This window comes from Nocardia amikacinitolerans (genome assembly GCF_900215415.1).
In the GTDB taxonomy this organism is placed as follows: domain Bacteria; phylum Actinomycetota; class Actinomycetes; order Mycobacteriales; family Mycobacteriaceae; genus Nocardia; species Nocardia amikacinitolerans.
The window spans coordinates 279,634-300,550 of record NZ_OBEG01000006.1 but is presented as its reverse complement, the minus strand read 5'-3'; the positions used below and the strand labels follow the sequence as shown (position 1 = coordinate 300,550).

Below are 20,917 nucleotides of genomic sequence, written 5' to 3'. Positions count from 1 at the left end.
AAACCTTTGTGGCAGGCGCCTCCGCCTCGGCCTAGCGGCGCGCTGACCCCGCGGCGAGCAGCTCGCGTTGGGGCACCCCGGTGTACTCCGACAGCGGTCGGATGAGCGCGTTGGCCGCCGACCGTTCGGCGATGTGGGCGGTCCAGCCGGTGATGCGGCTGAGCACGAAGATGGGGGTGAACATTTCGATGTCGAAACCCATCAGGTAGTACGCGGGTCCGGCCGGGAAGTCGAGGTTCGGGCGAATGCCGGTGGCCTCGAGCATGGTTCGTTCCAGCTCGTCGTACATTCGCAGCCAGCGCTCGCCGCCGGTCACCGCGGCCACCTCGTCCAGCGCCGCCTTCATGGTGGGGACGCGGGAGTCGCCGTTCTTGTAGACGCGGTGGCCGAAGCCCATCACCTTGTGTTTGGCGGCGAGCTTGGCGCGCAACCAGTCCGCCGCGCGCTCCGGCTCGCCGATCTCCAACATCATGTGCATCACGGCCTCGTTGGCTCCGCCGTGCAGCGGCCCCTTGAGTGCGCCGATGGCGGCGGTGACCGCGCTGTAGAGGTCGGAGCGGGTGGAGGTGACGACGCGGGCGGCGAAGGTGGAGGCGTTGAAGCTGTGCTCGGCGTAGAGGATCAGCGACGCCTCGAAGGCGCGGACGATCCGCTGGTCCGGCACCTCGCCGAAGCACATGTTCAGGAAGTTCTCCGCTAAACCCAGGTGCGAGTGCGGCGCAATGGGATCGAGGCCGCGGCGGCGGCGCTTGTCGGCGGCGACCACGGTCGGCAGCACGGCGGTCAACCGTAATGCCCTGGCCAGCAAGTCTTTTGGCGCGGCGACGCCGTCCGGGTCGATGCCCGCGTCCTCCGCGCCGAGGTAGCTCACCACCGTGCGGACGACGTCCATCGGGTGGCAGCTGTCGGGCATCTTCTCGATCAGCGACAGGATCGACCGGTCGATCCGCCGCTGCGCGCGCTCCCGCTGGCACAGCAGTTCGAGCTGGGCGACGTCGGGAAGCTCGCCGTACCACAGCAGGTAGGCGACCTCTTCGAAACTACAGTGCGCGGCCAGATCCTGGACCGCGTAACCGCGGTAGGTCAGCGAATTGGTCTCGGGCACGACCTTGGAGATGGCGGTGGTATCGACCACCACTCCGCCAGGCCCTTTCTGATCTCGGTCATGGTTCACTCGCTCAGCGTGAAGGTGAATATTCCGGAGTCGAAGTCGTTGTAGCGCTGGTATTCCAGCAACTCGTAGAGCCGGGCACGGTGCTGCATGCGGTCGAGCAGCCCGGATTGCGTTCCGGTCGAGGCGATCTCGGCCAGTCCTTCTTCCACCGCGTGCATCGCCAGCCGCAATGTGGTCACCGGGTAGATCACCGCGTTGAAGCCGAGATCCTCCAGCGTCCCCGCCGAGAGCAGTTCGGACTTGCCGAACTCGGTCATGTTGGCCAGCAGCGGAACATCAACGGCGGCACGGAACTTCGCAAACTCGGCCGCGTCGGCGAGCGCTTCGGTGAAGATCAGGTCCGCCCCCGCGTCGGCATAGGCCTTGGCGCGATCGATGGCCGCGTCCAAACCCTCGGTGCCGCGCGCGTCGGTCCTTGCGCAGATCACGAAGCCGGGATCGCGCCGCGCCGAGACAGCGGCGCGCAGTCTGCGCACCATATCGTCCACCGGCACAACGGCTTTGCCGTCGAGGTGACCGCAGCGTTTGGGATTCACCTGATCCTCGATGTGGCAGCCCGCGAGGCCCGCGTCCTCGAGCATGGTCACCGTGCGCGCGGCGTTCATCGGCTCGCCGAAACCGGTGTCGGCGTCGATGAGCACGGGCAGGTCGGTCATTCTGGCGATCTGGCGACCGCGCTCGACCACCTCGGTCAGCGTGGTCAAACCGATGTCGGGCAGCGCCAATTCGGCCGACACCACCGCACCGGAGACGTACACGCCCTCGAAGCCCAGTTGCTGGATCAGCGTGGCCACCAGCGGATTGAACGCCCCGGGCAAGCGCTGGATGCGACCGGAGTTCAGTCCGGCACGAAAGGCCGCCCGCTTGTCGGCGGCGGTGGTGGCGGCGGCCATCAGGCCGGAACGGAGTTGGTCGGGCATCAGAAGATCCCCTCACGAACCTCCGGTGCCCGGCCGAGGACCTCGGGCGCCACGGTGAACGTCAGCTGATCGAGTTCGCCCGCACCGAGTTTCGCGGTGCGCTGCGCCGCGTCGAGAAGACGGTCCTGCTCCGCAGGATCTACTACCCCGTCGGCCAGCGTCCGAAACTTCTCGATGTACTGGGCGCGGGCGAACGGACGCGCGCCGAGCGGGTGCGCGTCGGCCACGGCCAGTTCGTCGACGATGATCTCGCCGCTCTTCAACGTCACCACCGCACGCGCGCCGAACGCCTTCTCGTTCGGGTCGGTCGAGTGGTAGCGGCGGGTCCACTCGGGGTCCTCGACCGTGGAGATCTTGTGCCACAGCTCGACGGTGTCCGGCCGCTGCGCGCGCTCGGGCGTGTAGGAGCGCTCGTGGTGCCAGCCGCCGTCCTGCAGCGCCACCGCGAAGATATAAGGAACGGAGTGGTCTGGGCCTGGCTCTGGTACTCGGCCGAGTGCTCCTTGGTGTAGCTGTCCAGAATGGCTCGCTTCGCCTCGCCGGGCGCGGGCAGCGGCACCTGGTATTCGACGTCCGTTCCGCCCAGCAGCCACGCGATGACGCCGTCGGCGCCCTCCCAGATCGGCGCGGGCGCGCCTTCGCCGCGCATCGCCCTGTCCACCGCTTCGACCGCCATCTTGCCCGCGAACGCCGGTGCGTAGGCCTTCCAGCTGGAGATCTCGCCCTTGCGCGACTGCCTGGTCGCGGTGGTGGTGTGCAGCGCCTGGCCGATGGCCTGGTAGATGGTCTCGGTGTCCAAGCCGAGCAGCGTGCCGATGCCCGCGGCGGCCGAAGGGCCGAGGTGGGCGACGTGGTCGATCTTGTGCTCGTGCAGGCAGATTCCGCGCACCAGGTCGATCTGGATCTCGTAGCCGGTGGCCAGGCCGCGGATCAGCTCGGCTCCGGTGCGGCCGGTGTGCTGGGCGACGGCGAGGATCGGCGGGATGTTGTCGCCGGGGTGTGAGTACTCCGCGGCGAGGAACGTGTCGTGGAAGTCCAGCTCGCGCACCGCGACCCCGTTGGCCCACGCGGCCCACTCCGGCGAGACCCTGGTCTGCGTCGACAGGCCGAACACCGTGCCGCCCGACCGCCCCTCACGCGGCCGGTACGGCTGGGCCGTCGCCTGGGTGCGGGCGCTGGTCACCGGACGACGCAGCACCGACGCCGCGGCGATGGCCGCGTTGTCGATGATCCGGTTCACGATCATCTCGGCGACCTCGTCGGTCACCTCGACCGGATCGGCGGCGACCTCAGCGATTTCGCGGCGAGATGTTCGCCGCGCGGAAAAGCCTCGTCGGCGGCGCGAGCGCGTACTATATGGGTCTTCATGCATCCTCCTGGTTCTGGACGGCTACCGACCCAAGGGCCTCTCTTCGCACGCTACGCAGCGAATGTCGAAGCAAAAACCCCTTGCATATGCCGATTTTTGTGGGCGAGAAGTACCGATTCTGCGATGTTTGCGAAGGCGAAGCCGCTAGGATTCGCCCGTGCGCAAGATGTATGCGGGCGCCCGGCTGCGGCGATTGCGCGAGGAACGGCGGATGACGCAGGCTGCACTGGCGAAATCCCTCGATCTCTCGCCCAGTTATCTCAACCAGCTGGAACGCGACCAGCGACCGCTCACCATTCCGGTGCTGTTGAAGCTCAACTCCACCTTCGACCTGGACGTGCAGTTCTTCGCCGCCGACTCCGACGCGCGTCTGGTCTCCGACCTACACGAGGTGCTCGTCGACGCCGCGGGCGGCGACAGCGCCCCGCTGACCGAGGTCGAGGAGCTGGCCACCCGCCAGCCGGAGGTGGCTCGCATCCTGGTCGCCATGCACCGGCGGTTGCGCGCCGCCACCGACCAACTCGATCTCCTGTCCTCCCGGGTGGCCGCGCCCACCGGCGGACCCGGCGTCCCGATGCCCTACGAGGACGTCCGCGACTTCTTCTACGACCACCACAACCACATCCCGCACCTGGACCACCTCGCCGAACAGCTCTTCGAGGAGTGCGGCCTGACGATCGGTTCGCTGGACCGCCAGCTCGCCAGGATCGCCGAGGAGCGCGCTGGCGTGACCGTTCTGGTGCGCGGCGACGGCGCAGACCCCTCGATCCCGAAGCGCCACTACGACCCCGAGAGCCGAACCCTGACCCTGGCCCGCAGACTGCGTCCCGGCCAGCGCGCCTTCCAGATCGCGACGACCCTCGGCTTCCTGCTCTTCGGCGCCGAGCTCGACGCGGTGCTCAGCGAAACCCCCTCGCTGACCGGTGAATCCCGCGCGCTGGCCCGAATAGGTCTGGCCAACTACTTCGCGGGCGCGCTGATCCTGCCCTACGGCCGGTTCCTGCGCTCGGCCGAGGAACTGCGCTACGACATCGACCTGCTGAGCCTGCGTTTCGAGGTCGGCTTCGAGACCATCTGCCACCGCCTGAGCACGCTGCAACGGCAGGGCCAGCGCGGGGTTCCGTTCTTCCTCGTCCGCACCGACCGCGCGGGCAACATCTCGAAACGCCAGTCCGCCACGGCTTTTCACTTCTCCCGCGTCGGCGGCAGCTGCCCGCTGTGGGTGGTGCACGAGGCGTTCGCCCATCCGGGCCGCATCCTCACCCAGATCTCGTCCATGCCCGACGGCAGGCGCTACCTGTGGATCGCCCGGACGGCCTTCATCGCACCGCACGGATTCGGCACGGCGACAAAGAATTTCGCCATCGGACTCGGCTGCGACATCGAATACGCCGACCGCCTGGTGTATTCGACCGGCTTGCACCTGGACGACCCCGGCGCCGCGGTGCCGATCGGCGCGGGATGCAAAGTGTGCGAGCGGCCCGCCTGCCCGCAGCGGGCGTTCCCGCAGATCGGCAGTCCGCTGGCGGTGTCGGAGAACACCAGCACCGACCTGCCGTATCCGCGGATGCTGCGCTGAGCATCACCCGCGCAGGTGGGCCAGCTTCTCCGGATTGCGAATCGCGTAGACCGTGCGCACCTTTCCGGTGTCCGGGTCGACATCCAGCAGCAGGACGGCGGCCAACGCACCGCCGGAATAGACGACCGCGGACGGCTCGCCGTTGGTCCACCCGTACCGAATCGTCATGTCGGGGACGGAGGTCAACACCATGCGGCTGGTGAGCAGGCGCGCGACCTTGTCCGGTCCGTGCACCGGCCGCAGCGCCGCCCGACGCAGCCCGCCGCTGTCGGACAGGAATGTGACGTCCGGGGAGAGCAATTCGAGCAGACCCGTCACGTCCCCGCTCAGCTGAGCGGCGAGGAAGCGCTCGGTCACCGCCCGCTGAGTCCGCGCGTCGGCCTGGTAGCGCGGGCGCCTGGCCTGCACGTGATTCCTTGCCCGGTGCGCCAGCTGGCGGATCGCCGGGGTCTCCTTGCCGAGCAGCGCGCCGATCTCGGCGTGCGGATAGCCGAACACCTCGTGCAGCACGAACACCGCCCGCTCCAGCGGAGTGAGGGTCTCCAGGACGACGAGCATCGCCAGCGACACGGACTCGCCGCGCAACGCGATCTCGGCGGCGTCCGCGCTGTCCCTCACCTCCGGGGTGTCGGCCACCAGCGGCTCGGGCAACCACGGCCCGACGTAGGTCTCGCGCCGACGGGCCAGCGTCTCCCTGCGCGAGAGCGCGTTGTTCACCGCGATCCGCACCAGGTACGCCCGCGGGCTGGTGATCTTGCCGAGGTCGGAACGGTGGCGCGACACCCAGGCCAGCCAGGTGTCCTGCAGGACGTCCTCGGTGTCGGTGACGGTACCGAGCATGTTGTACACGATCGAGAAGAGCAGTTCGCGATGCTCGGCGAAGACTTCCGTCGCCTGTTCGTCCATGGTCTCGATCATCGTTCCTCCTGTGCCGGAAAGCTCGCGCGGCTGTCGTATCCCGAGAGTGTTTCGACGCGCGGAACGTGACATCGGGGCCGCGAAGTGTGATCTGACTCTCCCGGCGTCACCTCCCCTCGGCGCCGTCGCTCTTGGTTGGCGACAGGACGAAAACCGTCCGGAATCGCAGAGAAGGACCCGACACGTGCGATCACCGACCGAATCACCCTCGTATCTGGCGACCCGCCGCGGCAAACTCACGCTGGCGCTGCTGTGCACGGTCGCGTTCCTCGACTTCGTCGACGGCTCGATCGTCAACGTCGCGCTGCCGACCATTCAGCGCGAGCTCGGCATGGACGTGGCGACCCTGCAATGGGTCACCAGCGGCTACCTACTGACCTACGGCGGCTTGATGCTGCTCGGCGGCCGCCTCGCCGACCTGCTCGGCCGTCGCCGCGTGCTCGTGGCGGGCACGCTGCTCATCGCCGTCGCCTCGGCGGTCGGCGGACTCGCCGACGACAGCGGGTTGCTGATCGGCGCGCGGCTGGCCCAGGGCGTCGGCGCGGCGCTGATGCTGCCCGCCGCGCTGTCCATCCTCACCACTACCTTCCGCGAAGGCTCCGACCGCACCACAGCGCTGAGCGTGTGGGGCGGGGCGGCGGGGCTGGCGTCGGCGGCGGGCGTCTTCCTCGGCGGCGTGCTGGCCGAGGGACCCGGCTGGCGCTGGGTGTTCTACGTCAACACCCCGGTCTGCCTGCTGGTGCTCGCGGCCATCCCGGCGCTCGTCCCCAACGATCGGCGCAACGAGATCCGCGGCGGCTTCGACCTTTTCGGCACCGCGCTGGGCACCGGCGGCCTGATGCTGCTGGTGTACGGCCTGGTGAAGGCGCCGGAGCACGGCTGGGGCGACGCGACGACGCTGGCCCTGCTCGGCGGCGCGGCCGCGCTGCTCATCGCCTTCGTGGTCAACGAGCACCGCTCTGCCGATCCGCTGGTGCCGCTGTCGATCTTCCGCATCCGCGGTCTGGCCGCGGCGAACCTCACCCACCTGATCGTCGCGGCGGGCATGCTGGCGATGTTCTTCTTCGTGACGCTGTACATGCAGTCGGTGCTCGGCTATGGCGAATTCACGGCGGGCGTGGCGTATTTGCCGGTGAGCCTGACCATCGGTGTGGCGGCGGGACTTTCGGCGAAGCTGTTCGCCAGGGTGGGCACCAGGCCGGTCATCGTGGGCGGCGCGGCGATCACCGGGCTCGGCATCGTGTGGCTGTCGTTCATCCCGACCGACGGGTCCTACCTGGCGCACCTGCTGCCCGGCATGCTGGTCATGTCGATCGGTGCGGGCGCGGTGTTCGTCGCGAACACCACCGCCGCCAACGCAGGCGTGCCCGCCGAACAGGCTGGACTTGCCGCGGCCCTGCTCAACACCGCCCAGCAGATCGGCGGCGCGCTCGGTATCGCCGTGCTGACCGCGATCGCCACCTCCCGCACCACCGCGCAACTGGCGGCGGGCGAACCGCATCTGGACGCGATGACCGACGGCTTCCAGCGCGCGCTGCTGGTCGGCGGCCTGATCGCGATCGCCGGGGCGATCATCGGGCTGTGGACCGCGGACTCGCGCGGCGAGAACGACGCCGACGCGGCCGATGACCAGCCGAAAGTCTTCGCGGCATAACCATCCGAGCGAGGGACGGACCAACGCGGTCCGTCCCTCGTTCGCGTCACGACTTGGCCAGGTACTCCAGTCGCTCGCCGTCGACGGCGGCGTGCATCATGCCCGCCAAACCGGGGTGCTCGCGCAGCCCGGGATCAGCCTCGACCAATTGCCTGGCCAAATCCTGTGCCGCAGTGATGACTTCGAGGTCGTCGAGCAGGGAGAGCAGCTTGAGCGAGCTGGCTGTGCCGGACTGGGCCGCGCCGAGCACGTCGCCCTCGCGGCGCTGGCGCAGATCGAGTACGGCGAGCTCGAAACCGTCGGTCGTTGCGGCCACCGCCTCCAGCCGGGTCATGGCAGAACCGCCGGGCGCGGCGTCGGTGATCAGCAGGCACAGGCCGGGGTGCTTGCCGCGACCGATCCGCCCGCGCAGCTGGTGCAGCTGGCTGACGCCGAACCGGTCGGCGTCCACGATCACCATCACCGTCGCGTTCGGCACGTCGACGCCGACCTCGACGACCGTGGTGCAGACGAGCACATCGATCTCCGCGTCGTTGAAGGCACGCATGACCTGGTCCTTCTCGTCCGAGGGCAGCCTGCCGTGCAGCAGGCCGACCCGGACGCCCGCCATCGGTCCTGCGCGCAGCATCTCGAAGACGTCGACGACAGCCTGTGTGGTCGGCGCTTCCTTCTCCTCGGCCGCCTTCCCGCGACCCCGGCCCTTACCGGAGCCGCCGTTCTCCTCGTCGTCGCCGATGCGCGAGCACACCACGTACGCTTGGCGGCCCTCTTTGACCTCTTCGAGAATGCGTTCCCAAGCACGGTCGACCCAGTTCGGATGCAGTTTGCGCGGAACGACTTTCGAGGTGATGGGCGAACGGCCGCGGGGCAGCTCGGTGAGGGTGGAGGTCTCCAGATCGCCGAGGGTGGTCATCGCGATGGTGCGCGGAATCGGGGTCGCGGTCATCACGAGCAGGTGCGGGCTCGAGCCAGCTTTCGCCTTGGCGCGCAACGCGTCACGCTGTTCGACGCCGAAGCGGTGCTGTTCGTCGACCACCACCATGCCGAGGTCGAAGAATTCGACGTTGTCCTGGATCAGCGCGTGCGTGCCGATGACGATGCCCGCCTCGCCGGTGACGGCCTCGAGCAGCGCGGCCTTCTTCGCCGCGGCCGACATGGAGCCGGTCACCAGCACCACCCGGGTCGACTGCTCCGCCGCGCCGAGCTCGCCCGCCGTGCCGAGTTCGCCGAGCATCGCGCGCAGCGACCGATAGTGCTGGGCGGCAAGTACTTCCGTGGGCGCGAGCAGCGCGCACTGCTGACCGGCGTCGACCACCTGGAGCATGGCGTGCAGCGCGACGATCGTCTTGCCGGAGCCGACCTCGCCCTGCAGCAGCCGGTGCATCGGCTGGGTGCGCCCGAGATCGGCGGAGATCTCCGAGATCACCTGTCGCTGACCGGCGGTGAGCTCGAAGGGCAGCTGCCGGTCGAAGGCCGCGGCGATGCCGTCGGTGCGCGGCGGGCACGGGCGCGCGACCCGGCCCGCGACCTCGTGGCGCCGCTCGGCGAGCACCAGTTGCAGCGCAAGCGCCTCGTCGAAGCGCAGCCGGTCCTTGGCGCGGTCGATATCGGATTTGCGCTCCGGCAGATGGATCAGCCGCAGCGCGTCGGAGACCGGCATGAGGGCGCGGTCCTCGCGAATGTCCTCCGGCAGCGGATCATCGATCGGGTCGAGCTGTTCGAGCACCTGGCGCACGCAGGCGAGCAGGTCCCAGCTCTGCACTTTCGCGGTGGCCGGGTACACCGGGATGAACTCGCGCTCCATGAACGAGACATCCACTCCCCCTGCGCCTTTCGCGCTCTGCGCCAGACCGCGCAGGTCGCCGCCACCGCGCACCTTGGTGAAGGTGCCCACCGAATCGTCCTCGGTCTCGGGCAGGATCAGGTAGCCGGGATGGCTGAGGTTCCAGCTGCCGGGACGCCAGTAGCTCACCGTGCCCGACATCATCGCCCGAAGTCCTTCTTTGACAACGTATTTCACCTTGTCGCCGTTGAAGAACGTGACGTCGACCGGGCGACCGGACCCGGTGTCGAGCAAGACCTTGAGCAGCGATCCGCGCCGGTTGCGCATCGGCTTGAGCTCGGTCTTGGTGATCCGGCCGATGACGGTGATGTGCGAACCGTCCTCGGGCGCTTCCTCGGTGAGCGGCTGCCCCTGGGTCGCGTAGCGCAACGGGTAGTGCCGCAGCAGGTCCTCGACGGTGTGCATGTCGAAGGCGTCGGACAGCGAATCCGCGGCCTTCGCACCCAGGATGTGGTCCAGCCGATCGCTCAGTGTCGCCATGTCTCCACCCTCACTCCACCCCGATCTGCGCCAGATCCCCTTGCTGGCCACCGGAATACACCGTGACCTCGACGCCGGGAAAGCCTTGTGCGATGTGCGCGCTCAACTCCTCGGCCAGCCCGGCGGGGGCGTCCGCGCCCATCAGCAGGGTGACCAATTCGCCGCCGAGGCCGAGCATCCGGTCCAGCAGCGTCAGCGCCGCGCCGCGCACGTCGCGGTCGATCACCACCACGTCGTGGCCGACCAACCCGAGTCCGTCGCCAGGTTCGCAGGTGCCGACCATGGTCAGCGCGCGCTCGGTGGCCGCGCGCAGCGAACCCCACCGCGTGGCCGCGGCCGCCTCCGACATCGCGAACGCGTCGTCCACGGCGATCCGGCCACGATCGTGCACGGCCAATGCCGCCAGGCCTTGGACCATGGAACCGCTCGGCAAAAGCAGCACGTCGCGGTGCACGTCGCGCGCGGCGACACCGACGGCCACCAGTTCGTGCGCGGGCAGCGCGCCGTTCGGAAGCACGAGCACCTCGCGGTGCGGCATCCTGCGAATCGCGGTGAGCAGCGCGGCCGAGGTCACCGGGTGCGCATCGAGCACCCGCGCGCCCGCCGCCTCGAACAGCGCCGCGGCGTCCGACCCTGCCGCGACGGCGAGCACACCGCGATCGGCGGGGCCGCGGTCGGCGTAGCTCTCGCCGCCCCGGGACCGATCAGCGCCTGCCCGATCGAGATGACTCTCGCCGGTCCAGGCCCGGTCGGCACGCGTCCGATCGGCGTGGTTCTCATCGGACCGGGACCGATCGGCGCAGGCTCGATCGGCGTCGTTCTCGTGGGACCTATCGGCATGACCTCGATCGGCGCGATTCCCATCGGAGCGCGGCGGTTCGAGGTGATCGCGGCCGATCGGTGCCGTGATGGCGAAGCTCTCGATGCGAATGTCGCGCACGACGCCCGCCGCGAGCCCCGCCTCCACCGCCGCGCCCGCGTCGGCGCAGTGCACGTGGGCGGACCAATTTCCGCTGCCGTCGCCCACCACCACGACGGAATCGCCGAGTTCGGCAAGGCGCTCGCGCAGCCGGGTGACGCGCGGCAGATCGGTATCGGCGAGTAGGTACATGACCTCGAAGTGCGCGCCGTCGAACTCCACGACGTCGTCGGAAGCGTCTGCCACCGCGGCGAATTCACCCGGCAAGTAGTCGGGTCTGGTCGGAGTCTCGCCGAGAGTGACGGCCACCAGCGCGTCGAGCAACACAACCAACCCGCGCGCGCCCGCGTCCACCACACCGGCCGCCCGCAGCACCCCGAGCTGGGACGGGGTGTCGCCGAGCGCCTTGGCCGCGCCGTCGGCGGCAGCGACGGCCACCTCGGCGAGCGTGTCCTCGGGGCAGTTCGCCGCGCACTCGGCCGCGCACTCCAGCACGGTGAGCAGGGTGCCTTCCACCGGATCGCTCAGCGATTCGCGGACCAGCTCGGCGGCGCGGCGCAGGGCTGAACGCAAGGTCTCGGCGGTGAGCGGCCCGTCCGTCGTCGCTTCGGCGATGCCGCGCAGCACCTGCGAGAGGAGAATGCCGCTGTTCCCGCGCGCGCCCGCGGTGGCGCCGCGCGCCAACGCGGCGGCGACCCGATTCGCGCTCGTGTCGTCCGGCGCGGCGTCGGCCGCTCGGACCGCCGCGCGCATGGTGGCGAGCAGGTTGGTGCCGGTGTCGGCGTCGGCGATCGGGAAGACATTGAGCGCGTTGATCTCCGCGCGCCGCTCTTCGAGACCGTCCAGACAGAGGCGGCTCCAGTCCCGCAGCGCCGCGCCGTCGATCTCCTCCCGCTGCCCCGGCACCGTCACCTCGCTCCCTTCGCACCGCCCGCACATCACCGCCGTCCGCCAGGTTAGCTGGCGATACCGACAGCGGCCGCGTGACACCGAATCGGTATGCTGTGGGGGTGTTCGACGGTCGGGACGGCCCGTCCGACCGGGTCCCGGTTTGGCGGATCGGCACGGCATTGGCTACCCTTGCTGGGTTGCTCGTGCGGCCTGAAGCTGGCCTGCGCTGGTCGACGTCAGTCGGCAGGGCACATCACGACATTGTTTCCGGACATGCCGCATCATTGTGCGGCGGTCCCCACATGACATGAAGGAGTTCGCGACTATGGCTGCCGTCTGCGACGTCTGCGCCAAGGGCCCCGGCTTCGGGAAGTCGGTCTCGCACTCGCACCGGCGCACCAACCGTCGCTGGAACCCGAACATCCAGACCGTGCGCGCGCAGGTTGCCCCGGGCAACACCCGCCGCATGAACGTGTGCACCTCCTGCCTGAAGGCGGGCAAGGTGGCTCGCGGCTGATTCGGCCGCCGGTCGATCAGCACCAAGACATACGCCCCGGCGCCCGACAAGGGTGTTCCGGGGCGTCGTCGTCGGTAGGTGTTCCACTCCAGCGATCCGGAGGCCTCGCATGGCCGAGGTGAACAGCCGAGCGTGGCGGATCACGCCGCTCGCCGCCGAACACGTCCGCGGCCTGGCCGAATGCCATATCGCCTGCTGGCGTGAGGCCTACCGCGGCCTGGTCCCGGATCACGTCCTCGACGCCTTCGACGTGGACCGACGGGCCGAGGCCTTCGAGCGCGTCCGCATCGCGCATCCCGACCGCACGCACGTGGCCGTCGTCGAGAGCCTCGTCGTCGGTTTCGCCCATGCGGGCCCGCCCCGCGACCGGGCGCCCGTCGCGCCGCTCGAACTGAACGCCCTGTACGTGCGCGCCGGCTGGTACGGGACCGGGCTGGCGAGCGAGTTGCTCGACACCGCCGTCACCCCCGGCCTGCCGTGCTCGCTGTGGGTGTTCGAGGAGAACCCGCGCGCGCAGGCCTTCTACCGCAAGCACGGTTTCGTGCTGGAAGGGGCGCAAGGTCGAGGACTTCACCATCGCCATGCAGGTGCGGATGGTGCGCGCCGCCGGAACCAGCGGGTAGCGGAAGCGAGAATCGAAGCCGGGCCCGAGCGAACGATAGGGTTCCCTCATGACCTCCACCGCGCAAACCGAGTACGTCACGACCACCGACGGCGTCCTCCAGATCACGATCGCCACCGCCGCCAACGGCACCTCGATGGATTTCGCCGGGATCAACGCGGGCACCGCGGCGCTGACCGACCTCGCCCCGGAAATCGGCGCGGTCGTCCTCACCGGATCGGGCGCGAACTTCTGCGCGGGCGGCAACGTGCGCGGCTTCGCCGCCGCCGAGGACCGCGGCGCCCACATCCACGGCCTCGCGACGGATCTGCACGCGTTCGTGCGCGCGCTGGACGAAACCCGCGTTCCGGTGCTCGCCGCCGTGCAGGGCTGGGCGGCAGGCGCGGGCATGAGCCTGGTCTGCGCCGCCGACATCGCGTTCGGCGGCCCGTCCACCAAGCTGCGTCCCGCCTATCCCGGCATCGGCCTGAGCCCCGACGGCGGCATGTCCTGGACGCTGCCGCGCATCGTCGGCGCGGGGCGCGCCGCCGAGATCCTGCTCACCGACGCCGTCCTGGACGCCGACGAGGCCGTGCGGCTCGGCATCCTCAGCCGCCTGGTGGCCGACGACGACGTGCGCGCCGAGACGCTCGCGCTCGCACAGGAACTGGCGCGCGGGCCGCGCTCCACCTATGCCGCCATCAAATCGCTGATGGCACAGTCGGATTCGACGTCACTGAGCGAACAGCTGGATCTGGAGCGCGATTTCATCGCCGCGGCGGCGAACAGCCGCACGGGACGCGAAGGCGTCGACGCGTTCGTCGCCAAGCGCAAGCCCGACTACCGCGACCAGGCCTGACCTACTTCAGGTTCTCCACCACGAACTTCGCGACCGCGTCGGTGAACGAGTCGTTGTCGTCACCGGCCGCGGTGTGCGCGGCACCGCCGATCTCGACGATCTCGGCGTGCGGCACCAGCGCTTGGAACGCCGCGGCACCCTCGGCGCTCACCACGTCGGACTGCATGCCGCGCACCAGCAGCACCGGAATCCGCAGGGCTCTGGCCGCCGCCTCCATCGGCTCGATCATCGCGCTCGGATCCTCGACGCGGTCGCGCAGCATGTCCGGATCCCAGTGCCAGTACCAGCGGCCGTCACGCTGACGCAGATTGCGCCGCAGACCATCGGTGTTCTCCGGCCGCGGCCGGTGCGGCAGGTACTCGGCGACCGCGTCGGCGACCTGGTCGAGGGTGTCGAAGCCGTCGCGGTGCTTGCTGAGGAAGTCGATGACCCTTGCGACGCCCTCGGGCTCGGGCCGGGTGACGATGTCGACGAGGACCAGGGCGCGGATCGACGCACCGCCCGGCGACGCCGTGGTCAGCAGGCCGGTGATGCCGCCCATGCTGGCGCCGACCACGACCGCACCCCCGCCAGGTGCGCTCGCGGCGTCGAGCTGTTCCAGCACGAGGGTCAGGTCCGCGACCATCGTCTCGCGCCTGTAGTCGCGGTCCGGCGACCACTCGCTGTCGCCGTGGCCGCGCGCGTCCAGGGTGATCACTCGCATCCCGGCCGCGGCCAGCTTGGCGCCGGTCTGCTTCCACGAGTGCCTGGTCTGTCCGCCGCCGTGCAGAAAGACGACGAGCGGGCCGTCGACCGGGCCGAATTGGTCGGCAGCCAGCTCGAGCCCACCCGAACCGCGCAACCGCAGCCGAGTGGGCTCGAGGAGATTGTTCGCATTACTCACGATCTGAGCATCGCACAGGACGCGTACGCCTCGTCGTGAGCCTCTGGTAACGCGGCGCTCAGCAGTCCAGGCGCATGGCGCTGAAGGTGCGCTGGAACAGGCACGCGACCTTCGCGTTCACCGAGGCGGAGATGGTGGAGGAGCCGGTCGAGGTGAACTCCTCGGCCACCGGTGCGGTCTCGCTGGTCGCCGTGGCGGGCTCCAGCGGAAGCGGCGCGGCGGTCGCCGCCGACGTCGCGCCCGCGATGGCGGCGGCCATGGCCAGCGTGGCGGTGGTGCCGCGCAAGGCGCCGCGAACGGTGTTGTGCTGCATTGCAGTGCTCCTCATCTGGTGTTCGTGCGGTGGTGCTGGTGGTGCTGGTTCCCGGCGGGCCGGGCGGAGAAGGGGATCAGGGCAGGCGCCAGTCGACGGGTTCGGCGCCCAGTTCGTCGAGCAGCTCGTTGACCCGCGAGAACGGACGCGAGCCGAAGAAGCCGCGGGACGCGGACAGTGGGGAGGGGTGCGCGGACTCGATGTAGGGCACCTCGGCCTCGCCCAGCAGCGGCTTCAGCGTCGAGGCGTCGCGGCCCCAGAGGATAGCCACCAGCGGCTCGTCCCGCGCGACGAGCGCGCGAATGGCCTGCTCGGTGACCGCCTCCCAGCCTTTGCCGCGGTGCGAGGCCGGCTTGCCCGGCGAGACGGTGAGCACGCGGTTGAGCAGCAGCACGCCCTGATCCGACCACGGGCTCAGATCGCCGCAGGAAGGCGTCGGGTGGCCGAGGTCCTTGTGCAGCTCGGCGAAGATGTTGGCGAGGCTGCGCGGAATCGGCGAAACGTCCGGCGCCACAGAGAAACTCAGGCCCATGGGATGACCGGGCGTCGGATACGGATCCTGGCCCACGATCAGCACGCGGACCTTGTCGAACGGTCGCTGGAAGGCGCGTAGCACGTTCTCACCCGCGGGGAGGTAGCCGCGGCCCTCGGCGTTCTCGACCCGCAGGAACTCGCCCATCTCCCTGATCCGGTCCGCGACCGGTTCCAAGGCCTGTGCCCAGCCCGGATCCATGATTTCCGACAATGGTTTCGCGCCCATGACCGCACAACCTATCGTGGGTCGGGGCCGGACGCAGAGTCCGCCCCACGGAACGATTCCCAACCGTTGCCGCCCTCGTGCCGCGCGCCGTCCACGGTGACCCCCGACCCGGCCGTCACCCGGCCGATCGCGCGCCAGCCTTCCGGCAGCTCAGCGCCACTCGGCCAGGTTCCCGCGAAGGCGTGATCCTCGCCCCCGGCCAGAATCCATTGCGCCGCATCGGCATCCAGTCGGCGGGCCAGCGCGTCGAGAGCGGGGTCACGCAGCGCGGCCGCGTCGAGATCGATCCCGACGCCGGAGGCCTCGGCGATGTGGCCGAGATCGGCGAGCAGTCCGTCGGAGACGTCGGTGAGCGAGTGCCCCGCCCGCCAGGACGATCCGAGCACCGCCTCGTACGGTGGTTGCGGGACCCGATGGGCCGCAAGGGCTTCGGCGAACTCCTCGGCGTCGGCGGACGCGGTGAGCGCGGCCAGCCCCGCGGCCGACCAACCCAGCCGACCGGCCACCGCCACCGTGTCGCCCACTCGCGCACCGGCTCTGGTGACCGGCGCCTTGCCACGCAGGTCACCGAACGCGGTGACCGAGACGACTAGTTCGGGGCTGCGCACCAGGTCGCCGCCCGCGATCGAGCCGCCCGCGCGCGCCGCCTCCGCCCACATGCCGTCGGCCAGTTCGTCGACTACCTCGACGGGCGTTTCCGCGGGGCAGCCGAGCGCCACCACGAAAGCCGTCGGCGCCGCGCCCATGGCGACCACGTCGGCGGCGTTCTGCGCGATCGCCTTGCGGCCGATCTCGCGCGGGCTCGACCAGTCGCGCCGGAAGTGTCGACCCTCGACCAGCATGTCGGTGGTCACCACGAAGCGGCCGTCGGGCGCGGCGACCAGCGCAGCGTCGTCGCCGGGACCGAGCAGCACGGCGGGCGCCTGCACCCTGCGGGCGTTGATGCGCTCGATCAGCGCGAACTCGCCCAGCTCACGCACCGTCCGCGGCGCCGAACTCTCGCTGATGACCGGTCCCTTCCCGAGGTAGTGCCAGCTGGAATCGGCTCGACGGTACCCTGTGCAGGGCAATCGAGACCACCGAGCCGGTGCGCGGCGCCCGCCGCGACGCAGCCCGCGCGACCCGCGCCGACCGGCTCCAGCGAGCGCGAAGAGGAAGGACCGGTACGCATGGCGGCGGACTCGTCGGACAGCGACTCGGCGCAGGGGCAAGAACCCGCCGAGGGTCGGAAGCCGACCGACCTCGGCAAGGGCGATGCCGGGAAGGCAGCGCCGGGGCCCGCCGAGAAGACCGTCGCCAGCGAGCAGCCCGGCGCGACCGACGAGGCCCGGGCCGCCGGGGAATCGCGCGCCGACCACGAGCCAGAGGTCACCGGCAGGTCCAAGACGCCCGGCGCGGGCGAGTCCCAAGCCGCCGCGCGGCCCCGCGCCACCAACCAGCGCGAGACCACCGAGACACCCGACGCCGACGAGTCCACGGCCACCGAGCAGGCCCGCCCCGACAGCAAGTCCGAGATCATCGAGCGGTCCCGCACCACCGAGACACCCGACGCCGACGAAAAGCCAAGCGCCACCTCGGAGTCCGAGACCGAAAGCGACGAATCCCGCCCGTATCCCCCGGCATTGATCGCGACCGCCGTCGCCCTGCCGGTCGTCCTTGTCGTCGCCGTCTTGGTCGCCGCCGTACTCGCCCGCCGCATGCCCGTGGAACGCGAACCGCTGGTGCTCGGACCGGTGCCCGCGCCCGCCGCTACCGGTGAGGCCTGCACCAAGCTGCTGCCCGCGTTGCCAGCCGACCTCGGCGAGTTCACCAAGTCGACCCTGGTCGAACCCGCTCCCCCCGCCACCCGCGCCTGGCAGCGCCCGGACGGCGGGGACGCCATCGTGCTGCGCTGCGGCTTGGACCGGCCGCTCGAATTCCACCGCGCCTCACCGCTCCAGATCGTCAACGACGTCCAGTGGTTCGAAGCGCGCGACGACGCCGCTAAGGCCAGCACCTGGTTCGCCGTCGACCGCGAGACCTACATCGCGCTGACGGTGCCGGACGGTTCGGGACCCACCCCGCTGCAAGAGGTCTCCGACACCATCACCGCCAACCTGCCCCCCAAGCCGCTCGACCCGGGCCCGCTGCCGAACTGACCACAACCGCCGGTCCACGAATTCCTACTGTCACCAGCAGGTTTCGCCCTGGACATGTGCGTCCCGAGCCCGGCCGGTCAGGAGACAACTGTCGACTGAAGGTGACCATCACCCGCCAGAATCGACCAAAGGCCACCTTCGGTCGAGCCGCTCAGCGCAGGCCGGTCCCCCGAGCCAGCGCGGTTTCGATCAACGTCGAGACCAGCGCGCCGTACTCCACGCCGGTCGCCTCCCACATGCGGGGATACATGGAGATGGCCGTGAAGCCCGGCATGGTGTTGATCTCGTTGATCACCGGCCCCTGCTCGGTGACGAAGAAGTCCACCCGCGCGAGACCCTGGCAGTCGAGCGCGCGGAAGGCGCGGACCGCCAGTTCCCTGATCTGCTCGGCCACCTCGTCGTCCAGCTTCGCAGGAACGTCGAACTCGCAGACGTCGTCGAGGTATTTGGTGTCGAAGTCGTAGAACTCCGGCGCGTCGTCGTCGGGCATCCGGATCTCGGCGATCACGCTGGCCTCGATCCGGCCGTCCGGGAATTCCAGCACGCCGCATTCGACCTCGCGCCCGACGATGCCCGACTCCACGATCACCTTCGGATCGTGCTCGCGCGCCGTCGCGATGGCGGTGTCCAGCTCGCTCCAGTCGTCCACCTTCGTGATGCCGAGCGAGGAACCCGCGCGCGCGGGCTTGACGAACACCGGAAGGCCGAGCCGCTCCCGCTCGTCGGCGGACAACGTCGCGACGCCGGGGCGCAGCACCACCTGCGTGCCGATCGGCAGACCGTCGGCCGCGAGCAGCTTCTTGGTGAACTCCTTGTCCATGCCCGCCGCGCTGGCCAGCACGCCGGGGCCCACGTACGGGATGCCCGCGAGCTCGAGCATGCCCTGCAGGGTGCCGTCCTCGCCGAACGGGCCGTGCAGGATCGGGAAGACCACGTCGACCGAGCCGAGGGCGGCGGCGGGATCGTCGAGGGCGACCAGCGACCCCGCGCGCTGCGGGTCCGCGGTCAGCGTCAGGGCGGTGCCGGAGGCGTCGACGGAAGGCAGTTCGTCGTCCGTGCGGCGCAGCGCGGCCACCTCGGCCCCGCCGAGCACCCAGGCGCCCTCGGTGGTGATGCCGATCGGGACGGCCTCGTACTTCTCCGGATCCAGGTTGCGCAGCACGCTGCCGGCCGACAGACACGAGACGGCGTGCTCATTGCTGCGCCCGCCGAACACCACAGCCACCCTGATCCGGTTCGTCATGCACCGAACCGTACCCGCACCGGGCACCGCCGCGAGCGCGGACCGGGCCGCCGCGCGGTGGTGATAGCGACCGCTACCCTGCGACGATCACTCCGGCTTGACCCGCCGCCCGAGCAGATTGCCGACGGCTTCGCGCACCGAGAGGCCCTCGTGGCACACCTGGTGCACCGCGTTGGTGAGCGGCATTTCCACGTTGTGCGCGGCGGCGAGCGCGCGCACCGATGTGCACGATTTCACACCCTCGGCGACCTGCCCCTGGGTGGCCTCCTGTGCCGCCTCCATCGAGCCGCCCGCGCCGAGCACGTGCCCGAAGGACCGGTTGCGCGACAGCGGCGAGGTGCAGGTGGCCACCAGATCGCCGACACCGGCCAATCCCGCGAGCGTCACCGGCTCGGCGCCGAGCGCGACGCCGAGCCGGATGATCTCGGCGAGGCCGCGGGTGATCAGGCTGGCGATGGAGTTGTCGCCGAGACCCATGCCGGAGGCGATGCCGCAGGCCAGCGCGATGACGTTCTTGCAGGCGCCGCCGATCTCGCAGCCGATCACGTCGGTGTTGGTGTACGGCCGGAAGTAGCCGGTGTAGCTGGCCTGCTGGACGGCCTCGGCGCGCGCGGCGTCGGAGCAGGCGATCACGGTGGCTGCGGGCTGTCCCGCGGCGATCTCCTTGGCCAGGTTCGGTCCGGACAGCACCGCGATGCGGCTCGGCTCGGTGCCGGTCACCTCGGCGATGACCTGGCTCATCCGCAGCAGCGTTCCGGTCTCGATGCCCTTGGCCAGGCTCAGCAGCGTCGCGTCGTGTTCGGTGATCGCGGTGTGCAGCGCGGGTTTCCACGTCTCGAGATTCGCGCGCAGGGATTGAGAAGGCACCGCGAGCACCACGAGCTCCGCGCCCTCGAGCGCCCGTTCCGGATCGTTGGTTGCGGCAACGGCGGGCAGCTGCACGTCGGGCAGATAGAAGGGGTTGCGGTGCTCGGTGGCGAGCGCCTCGGCCACCTCGGCGCGCCGCGCCCAGATCGTGACCTCGGTTCCGGCGTCCGCCAACACCTTCGCGAACGCCGTCCCCCACGATCCCGCACCAAGTACTGCCGCCCTCGTCATCTGCCCAATATGCCATGGAAGGATTGGGGCCATGCGCCCGCACGCCGTGCACGCCGTGATCGCGGTCAAGAGCCTCGATCTGGCCAAGAGCCGACTGGCCGAGCGGCTGCGCCCGGAGCACCGGGCGCGGCTCGTGCTCGCCATGCTCGCCGACACCGTGTCGGCCGCCGCGGCGGTCCCGCAGGTTCGTTCGGTCACCGTCGTCACCCCGGATCCCGCGGTCGCCGAGCTGGCGGACGGGCTCGGCGCGCACGTCCATCCGGAGCCGCGCATCACCGACTCCGACGGTTTGAACACCGCGCTGTCGGACGCCGCCGCCGCTTTGCGCCGTCGCTACGGTGCGGTCGAACTGCTGGCGCTGCAAGCCGATCTGCCCGCGCTGCGCACCGAGGAACTCGCCGACATGCTGACGGTCGCGCCCGTCGGACGGCGCGCGGTGGTCGTCGATCACGCGGGGACCGGCACGGCCGCCCTCGTCGTCCGCGACGGCGCCGCGCCGCTTGATCCTCGGTTCGGCGCCGACTCCGCGCGGCGGCACATCGCGGCGGGTGCAGCCGATCTCACCGGCCACTGGCCAGGGCTGCGTCTCGATGTCGACACCGCCGCGGATCTCGACTTGGCCGTCGAACTCGGCGCGGGCGCCGCCACCCGCGCTGTCCTGCGCGACATCGGCTGGTCCTGCCGTGTTCACGAACCTGTTCGCCGCGTGTGCTAGCTGGTCGCCGATAAGGCGTGATCCGCCCGGCAATCCCGATGTC

17 protein-coding genes and 2 pseudogenes are annotated in these 20,917 nt (G+C 70.2%); 7 read left to right on the top strand and 12 right to left on the bottom strand.

Translation table 11 applies throughout. From position 1 onward, the window contains the following. Window positions 1-31: 31 nt before the first annotated feature. The 3 genes and pseudogenes from CRP45_RS25965 to CRP45_RS25955 form a co-directional block, all read right to left on the bottom strand. Complete coding sequence (locus tag CRP45_RS25965) at window positions 32-1,174, bottom strand: bifunctional 2-methylcitrate synthase/citrate synthase (RefSeq protein WP_097247404.1); 1,143 nt, start codon at window positions 1,172-1,174, stop codon at window positions 32-34. Further along, complete coding sequence (gene prpB / locus CRP45_RS25960; RefSeq protein WP_097247403.1) at window positions 1,171-2,094, bottom strand: methylisocitrate lyase; 924 nt, start codon at window positions 2,092-2,094, stop codon at window positions 1,171-1,173. The genes CRP45_RS25965 and prpB overlap by 4 nt, the downstream gene beginning before the upstream one ends. Beyond that, a pseudogene (locus CRP45_RS25955) lies at window positions 2,094-3,462 on the bottom strand (MmgE/PrpD family protein). Before CRP45_RS25955 ends, prpB begins: the two are co-directional and overlap by 1 nt. A gap of 158 nt (window positions 3,463-3,620) precedes the next feature. On the opposite strand from CRP45_RS25955, the gene CRP45_RS25950 reads away from it, so the two are divergent. Beyond that, window positions 3,621-5,042 (top strand): short-chain fatty acyl-CoA regulator family protein, encoded by a 1,422-nt coding sequence (locus tag CRP45_RS25950; protein WP_174554785.1) that lies wholly within the window; start codon window positions 3,621-3,623, stop codon window positions 5,040-5,042. A 3-nt stretch (window positions 5,043-5,045) separates the two neighbouring features. Here the strand turns inward: CRP45_RS25950 and sigJ are convergent, their stop codons facing one another. Continuing rightward, window positions 5,046-5,960 (bottom strand): RNA polymerase sigma factor SigJ, encoded by a 915-nt coding sequence (gene sigJ / locus CRP45_RS25945; RefSeq protein WP_097247402.1) that lies wholly within the window; start codon window positions 5,958-5,960, stop codon window positions 5,046-5,048. A 184-nt stretch (window positions 5,961-6,144) separates the two neighbouring features. Between sigJ and CRP45_RS25940 the strand changes: the two genes are divergently transcribed. Then, window positions 6,145-7,614, top strand: coding sequence for an MFS transporter (locus CRP45_RS25940; protein ID WP_245910438.1), 1,470 nt, complete (start codon window positions 6,145-6,147; stop codon window positions 7,612-7,614). A 46-nt stretch (window positions 7,615-7,660) separates the two neighbouring features. Here the strand turns inward: CRP45_RS25940 and recG are convergent, their stop codons facing one another. Together recG and CRP45_RS25930 are read right to left on the bottom strand one after the other, a co-directional pair. Beyond that, on the bottom strand, window positions 7,661-9,937 hold the full coding sequence (gene recG / locus CRP45_RS25935; RefSeq protein WP_097247400.1) for an ATP-dependent DNA helicase RecG: 2,277 nt from the start codon (window positions 9,935-9,937) through the stop codon (window positions 7,661-7,663). A gap of 10 nt (window positions 9,938-9,947) precedes the next feature. Next, window positions 9,948-11,795, bottom strand: coding sequence for a DAK2 domain-containing protein (locus CRP45_RS25930; RefSeq protein WP_097247399.1), 1,848 nt, complete (start codon window positions 11,793-11,795; stop codon window positions 9,948-9,950). 277 nt (window positions 11,796-12,072) lie between these two features. Between CRP45_RS25930 and rpmB the strand changes: the two genes are divergently transcribed. The 3 genes and pseudogenes from rpmB to CRP45_RS25915 all read left to right on the top strand — a co-directional run bounded on the left by rpmB (window position 12,073) and on the right by CRP45_RS25915 (window position 13,724). Continuing rightward, complete coding sequence (gene rpmB / locus CRP45_RS25925; RefSeq protein ID WP_039799620.1) at window positions 12,073-12,264, top strand: 50S ribosomal protein L28; 192 nt, start codon at window positions 12,073-12,075, stop codon at window positions 12,262-12,264. 109 nt (window positions 12,265-12,373) lie between these two features. Beyond that, a pseudogene (locus CRP45_RS25920) lies at window positions 12,374-12,748 on the top strand (N-acetyltransferase family protein); the annotation flags it as partial. Between the two features lie 187 nt (window positions 12,749-12,935). After that, entirely contained in the window at window positions 12,936-13,724 is a 789-nt protein-coding gene (locus CRP45_RS25915) for an enoyl-CoA hydratase/isomerase family protein (protein ID WP_097247398.1), read from the top strand. 1 nt (window position 13,725) lies between these two features. Here CRP45_RS25915 and CRP45_RS25910 read toward each other — a convergent pair whose 3' ends face one another. From CRP45_RS25910 to CRP45_RS25895, 4 genes are all read right to left on the bottom strand, one after another. Then, window positions 13,726-14,607, bottom strand: a complete 882-nt coding sequence (locus tag CRP45_RS25910) for an alpha/beta fold hydrolase (RefSeq protein ID WP_097247397.1) — start codon at window positions 14,605-14,607, stop codon at window positions 13,726-13,728. Window positions 14,608-14,665: 58 nt separating this feature from the next. Further along, entirely contained in the window at window positions 14,666-14,920 is a 255-nt protein-coding gene (locus CRP45_RS25905; protein WP_067781970.1) for a hypothetical protein, read from the bottom strand. Between the two features lie 76 nt (window positions 14,921-14,996). Then, window positions 14,997-15,680 carry a uracil-DNA glycosylase gene (locus CRP45_RS25900; protein ID WP_097247396.1) on the bottom strand — a complete coding sequence of 228 codons (684 nt, stop codon included), beginning with the start codon at window positions 15,678-15,680 and terminating at the stop codon, window positions 14,997-14,999. Window positions 15,681-15,691: 11 nt separating this feature from the next. After that, complete coding sequence (locus CRP45_RS25895; protein WP_097247395.1) at window positions 15,692-16,660, bottom strand: thiamine-phosphate kinase; 969 nt, start codon at window positions 16,658-16,660, stop codon at window positions 15,692-15,694. A 189-nt stretch (window positions 16,661-16,849) separates the two neighbouring features. On the opposite strand from CRP45_RS25895, the gene CRP45_RS25890 reads away from it, so the two are divergent. Next, window positions 16,850-17,818: a DUF3515 domain-containing protein gene (locus CRP45_RS25890; protein ID WP_097247394.1), complete on the top strand. Its 969-nt coding sequence runs from the start codon at window positions 16,850-16,852 to the stop codon at window positions 17,816-17,818. 151 nt (window positions 17,819-17,969) lie between these two features. Here the strand turns inward: CRP45_RS25890 and CRP45_RS25885 are convergent, their stop codons facing one another. Then, window positions 17,970-19,061 (bottom strand): D-alanine--D-alanine ligase family protein, encoded by a 1,092-nt coding sequence (locus CRP45_RS25885; protein WP_097247393.1) that lies wholly within the window; start codon window positions 19,059-19,061, stop codon window positions 17,970-17,972. Between the two features lie 87 nt (window positions 19,062-19,148). After that, entirely contained in the window at window positions 19,149-20,159 is a 1,011-nt protein-coding gene (locus CRP45_RS25880) for an NAD(P)H-dependent glycerol-3-phosphate dehydrogenase (protein WP_067781961.1), read from the bottom strand. 31 nt (window positions 20,160-20,190) lie between these two features. Between CRP45_RS25880 and cofC the strand changes: the two genes are divergently transcribed. Next, window positions 20,191-20,874, top strand: coding sequence for a 2-phospho-L-lactate guanylyltransferase (gene cofC / locus CRP45_RS25875; RefSeq protein WP_097247392.1), 684 nt, complete (start codon window positions 20,191-20,193; stop codon window positions 20,872-20,874). Window positions 20,875-20,917: the final 43 nt, after the last annotated feature.